Source organism: Mycobacterium sp., assembly GCF_036490025.1.
Lineage (GTDB): Bacteria > Actinomycetota > Actinomycetes > Mycobacteriales > Mycobacteriaceae > Mycobacterium.
On record NZ_DASXEP010000125.1, the window covers coordinates 1 to 4,714 of the forward strand.

4 protein-coding genes are annotated in these 4,714 nt (G+C 67.0%); 3 read left to right on the plus strand and 1 reads right to left on the minus strand.

Features of this window, described 5'->3' with window-relative positions; genetic code table 11:
- Positions 1-108: 108 nt before the first annotated feature.
- Positions 109-1,269, minus strand: a complete 1,161-nt coding sequence (locus VGG53_RS13150) for an acyl-CoA dehydrogenase family protein (RefSeq protein WP_331518498.1) — start codon at positions 1,267-1,269, stop codon at positions 109-111.
- A 105-nt stretch (positions 1,270-1,374) separates the two neighbouring features.
- On the opposite strand from VGG53_RS13150, the gene VGG53_RS13155 reads away from it, so the two are divergent.
- The 3 genes from VGG53_RS13155 to VGG53_RS13165 are packed head-to-tail and all read left to right on the plus strand — an operon-like array spanning position 1,375 to position 4,567.
- Positions 1,375-2,589, plus strand: coding sequence for a Zn-ribbon domain-containing OB-fold protein (locus VGG53_RS13155; RefSeq protein WP_331518499.1), 1,215 nt, complete (start codon positions 1,375-1,377; stop codon positions 2,587-2,589).
- Positions 2,586-3,746, plus strand: a complete 1,161-nt coding sequence (locus tag VGG53_RS13160) for a thiolase C-terminal domain-containing protein (RefSeq protein WP_331518500.1) — start codon at positions 2,586-2,588, stop codon at positions 3,744-3,746. The genes VGG53_RS13155 and VGG53_RS13160 overlap by 4 nt, the downstream gene beginning before the upstream one ends.
- Before the next feature lie 11 nt (positions 3,747-3,757).
- Entirely contained in the window at positions 3,758-4,567 is an 810-nt protein-coding gene (locus VGG53_RS13165) for an enoyl-CoA hydratase/isomerase family protein (protein ID WP_331518501.1), read from the plus strand.
- Positions 4,568-4,714: the final 147 nt, after the last annotated feature.

A 4,714-nucleotide genomic window follows, 5' to 3' on the forward strand; every position in this document is an offset into this window, starting at 1 on the left:
CGAGCCCGGCGTCGTAGGAGCGCCGCCCAAGGTCCTCGACGAGTTCGCGCAATTGGGCGTCGTCGTCCCGGGCGTCGGTCGCGGCAAATACCCCGCCGGCCAGGGCGCTCAACGCAGCCCCATTCCGCGGGCGATGACGCCACGCAGCACCTCATTGGTGCCGCCGCGCAACGTGAACATCGGTTTGTGCAGCCACGCGGTGTTCAGCAGTGTCGCCAGTTCGGAATTCGGCGGTACCGACTCGAGCAGATCGGCGATCAGCTGGACGGACTCGGCTTCGAAACGGGTGCCGAGGTCCTTCACCAGCGCCGCCTGATTCGCAGCGTCACCGCCGTGGGTGAGCGTGCGGGCCACCGACAACGACAGCTGCCGCAGCGAGATCAGCCGCGCCATCAGGTCGCCGACGTCGGCGGCGGTGCGGTCATCGAGCGCCGGCCCGCGACGGAGTGCGCGGATGGCGGCGAACAGCAGGGGGCCGGTGGACAGGATGCGTTCGGGCCCGCTGCGCTCGAACGACAACTCGGAGGTGACCTGCTGCCAGCCGTTGCCCACCTCGCCGAGTACGTCGGCATCGGGAACGAAGACCTGCTCGAACAGGACCTCGTTGAAGTGGTGCGCCCCGGACATCAAGAGGATGGGCTCGATGCGGACACCGTCGGCGTCGCACGGCACCAGGAATTGGCTGAAACCGGCATGTCGGTGTTGTGGATCGGGCGGGCTGGTGCGAGCCAGCACGACGACCTGGTGCGCAAGGTGGGCCCCGCTGGTCCACACCTTCGAACCAGAGAGCAGCCAGCCGCCGTCGGTGCGGGTGGCCTTGGTTTGCACGGCAGCTAGATCGGATCCGGCGCCGTGCTCGCTCATGCCGATCGACGAATAAAGCTTGCCCGCAACGATCTTGGGCAACAGCTGTTCGCGCTGCTGCTCGGTGCCATAGGTCAACAGAGCAGGCGCGACCTGGCGGTCGGCGGTCCAGTGCGCGGCCACCGGCGCACCCGCCGCGATCAGTTCCTCGGTCACCACGTAGCGGTGCAGGTGCCCCAGCCCGTGGCCGCCGTATTGCTGCGGGATAGTGAGGCCGATGAAGCCGGCCGTGCCCAGCCGCGCGGAGAAGTCTTCGTCCCATCCGGCCAACCACGAGTCGACGCCGGGCTGCCAGCCGAATTCGGCGCGGTCGAACTGTAGGAAGTCACGCACGGCCGACCGCAGCTTGACCAACTCTGGCTCGCGCGCACCGTCCTGCACAGTGCGAGGATCGGGGCTACCCACAGGTCGTTGACCTTCCGCCGTCGCTGCGTTGAAATCAGGAATGCTATAACTATATAGCGCATTAGTAGCGCGATGGACCCGGCCACCAGACCGAAGCGAGGCCCGATGACGCAGGTCGTCTCGATTGGTACCTACCTCCCGCCGTGGACCGTACGCGACCGGCGGGTCAAGGGGCCCGACGAGGACGCGTTGACCATGGCCGTCGCCGCCGGCCGCGCGGCGGATCCCGGCGCCACCGCCCAGCGGGTGGTGCTGGTGTCTCGCGACTTTCCGCTGCTCGAGGGCGGTAACGGCGCGGTCCTATTGGCTGCTCTGTCGCTTCCCGCCGACGTGCCCGTCACCGAGGTGCTCGGCGGTGCCCCCGCGGTGCTCGACCAGATCTGCGGCGCCGGCGACGGCACCCTGGTGATCGCCGCGGACGACAACGACCTCATGGCCGGGTCCGGGGGCGTTCTGACCGGTGCATCGGGCACGAACCTGAAACCGGCGGCCCGGCAGACCCGCAGCCTGCCCACCGTCACACGCGGCGAGGACGGCGTCCGGCGCGAGTACGGCGACCCTCGTCTGCAGCGTGAAGTCGGGGTCAAGTCGACGGTTGCGCGGCTCGGCCTGACGAACGCGCACCCGGTGGCGGCCCTCGTCGGGGTGAAGGCCAAAGAACTCGGCGGCGACCTCGGCGCGAAGGGCGCGCTCGAGCAACCGCTCTCGTCGGCGTCCGGCGTCATCCGGGCGTTGGCCGACCTGATCGAGCAGGCGCACGGCGGCGGACTGCTGATCGCCGTCGAACAATCCAGCGTGACGGCGGCCGGCGTGACTGTCTCGCCGGACGACACCACGATCACCCGCAACGAGTCGGCGGCGGGCGAGCTGCCGAAGTTTCGCACCGCTGTCGGCACCGGCATCCCCATTTCGCTGCCCGCGTATGCGCGCGCGTTTGAACCCAAGTTGCGATGGGAGGCGGCGGTATTCGACGAACGGCCCGGCATAGATGCAGCTCCCCAGTTCCCGCCCCGTGCTCGGGTCGACGACGATGGCGTGTTGGTCACCGACTACCGGCTCGAGCCGCTGCCGCGCACCGGGACGATCTACACGCAGACCACGATTCAGATCCCGGTACCCGACCTGCCCAGCCCGTACTCGATCGCCGTCGTGCAACTCGACGGCAGCCCCGTGCGTGTGCTGATGAAGGTCACCGGCGTCCCGGCAGGCACGGCCACTATCGGACAAGGTGGCGCGGTTGTGCTGCGCAAGATCGCCGATCGTGCGGGCGTCCCGGATTACGGGTATGCGTTCCACCCGACGGAGGGAGTTCGGTCATGAGAAGAGTCGCCATGGTTGGGGCGGGGATGACACCGTTCGCCGAGCACTTCCAGCTCGGCATCAAGGACCTGATCCCGATGGCCTACGCCGAGTGCGTCGCGAACGTCGACAAAGGCATCACGAAGTCGGACATCCAGGCGGCGTGGTTCGGTGAGCTGTCCACCACCGATGGGTTCCCGTCGGGTATTTTGGCCGACACGCTGGACCTCACCGACATACCGGTTACTCGAGTCGAAAACGCCTGTGCAACAGGCAATGACGCCATTCGTAACGGAACCTTGGCCATCGCGTCGGGATTGTACGACGTGGTGCTGGTGGTCGGAGCGGACAAGGTGCGCGAGACGGCGTCCAACACCACGTTCTGGGACTGGGCCGCGATGACGCGCGACAATGCTTGGGACTATCCGCTCGGGCTGGTCGCTCCGGCCAACTTCGCGTTGCACGTCAACCGTTATCTGCACGAGTCGCCGGCCACCAAGGAACACATGGCGATGGTGGCCGTGAAGAACCACTTCCACGCGGTCAAGAACCCGAAAGCCCAACTGCGCTATGAGATCACCGTCGAACAGGCGCTGGCCGCCCCGATGGTGGTCGACCCGTTCGGCCTGTACGACTGCACCCCGCAGAGCGACGGCGCCGCAGCGGTCATCCTGGTGGCAGAGGACGTCGTGGACCGCTACACCGATCGCCCAGTCTGGGTGCGCGGGGTGGGGTTGGGCATGGACCGCGTCATGCATCAGCACAAGGCCGACATGACGACGTTCCCGCCGACCGTCCGCGCCGCGAAGGCGGCGATGACGATGGCAGGCGTGACGCCGCGCGACGTCGACGTCGCCGAGGTCCACGACTGCTTCACCGGGGTCGAGTTGATCAGCTACGAGGATCTCGGCTTCGCCAACCGCTTCGAGGCCTACAAGCTGGTCGAGGGTCGCGAACACTATGTGGGAGGGTCGATTCCGATCAATCCGAGCGGGGGGCTGAAGGCCAAGGGGCACCCGCCGGGTGCCACCGGGGTGGCGCAGTGCTACGAACTGTTCAACCAGCTTCGCGGCGAGGCCGAGAATCAGGTCGACGGCGCGCGAGTCGCGTTGGCGCACAACATCGGCGGACCGACTGCGGTCTCCGCGGTCACCATCCTTTCCAGCGAGAAGAACTGACGGGACATTGCATGACCACTTCCGAGATCGCCACTCTTTCCGGCTACGAGCAGTTCGCGCCGTGGCTGCTGGTCGAAAAGCGCGGCAACGTCCATGTCGTCAGCATCAACCGGCCCGAGGCTCTCAATGCAGTCACCGAGGAGGTGCACCACGCGTTCGCCACCATCTGGAAGGTGCTCGACGCCGATGATGACGTGCGTGCCGTCGTGACAACCGGTGTGGGCAAGGCATTCTCGGCCGGCGGCGACATGGTGATGTTCGGCCGGCTGATCGAAGATCAGGAAGCGCGCACTTTTCAGATTCACGAAGCCCGAACGGTCTTCCTCGAGGTGATCAACTTCCCCAAGCCGCTGGTGTCGGCGGTCAACGGACCCGCGGTGGGTCTGGGTTGCTCGATCGCCCTGCTGTCCGACTTGCTCGTGATGGGGGAGAGCAGCTACCTGGCCGATCCGCACGTCGCGATCGGGCTGACAGCGGGTGACGGTGGCGCGGCGATGCTGCCGCTGCTCATCGGGATGATGAAAGCCAAAGAGTATGTTCTGCTTGGGGATCGAATCACCGCGCCGATCGCGGAGAAGCTGAACTTGGTCACGAAAGTGGTCGCCGACGACACGGTGCTCGACGAGGCGCTTGCGCTCGGTGAGCGGTTCGCCGCCCTGCCGCCACAGGCGCTGCGGTCGTCGAAGGTAGCACTGAACATGCACTTGGCCCGCGCGGCGCAGGGGGTGCTCGAGTACGCGCTAGCCGAGGAGCTCACCTCGTTCTCGACCCCGGAGTTCAAGGAGCGGGTCGCCGCGTTCCGGGCCCGCGCGAAGAAGTAGGGGACTCGTCCGACGCTGCGGCGCAACGGCGTTCGGCTACGTGCGCCGGTTGCGCGAACGCGAAGTCTTGGGGGCGGCTCGACCACCGATCGCGTCGAGGCGAGCGAGGATGTCGAAGGCCTCCCCGAAAGATCGTGCGAGGTCGTC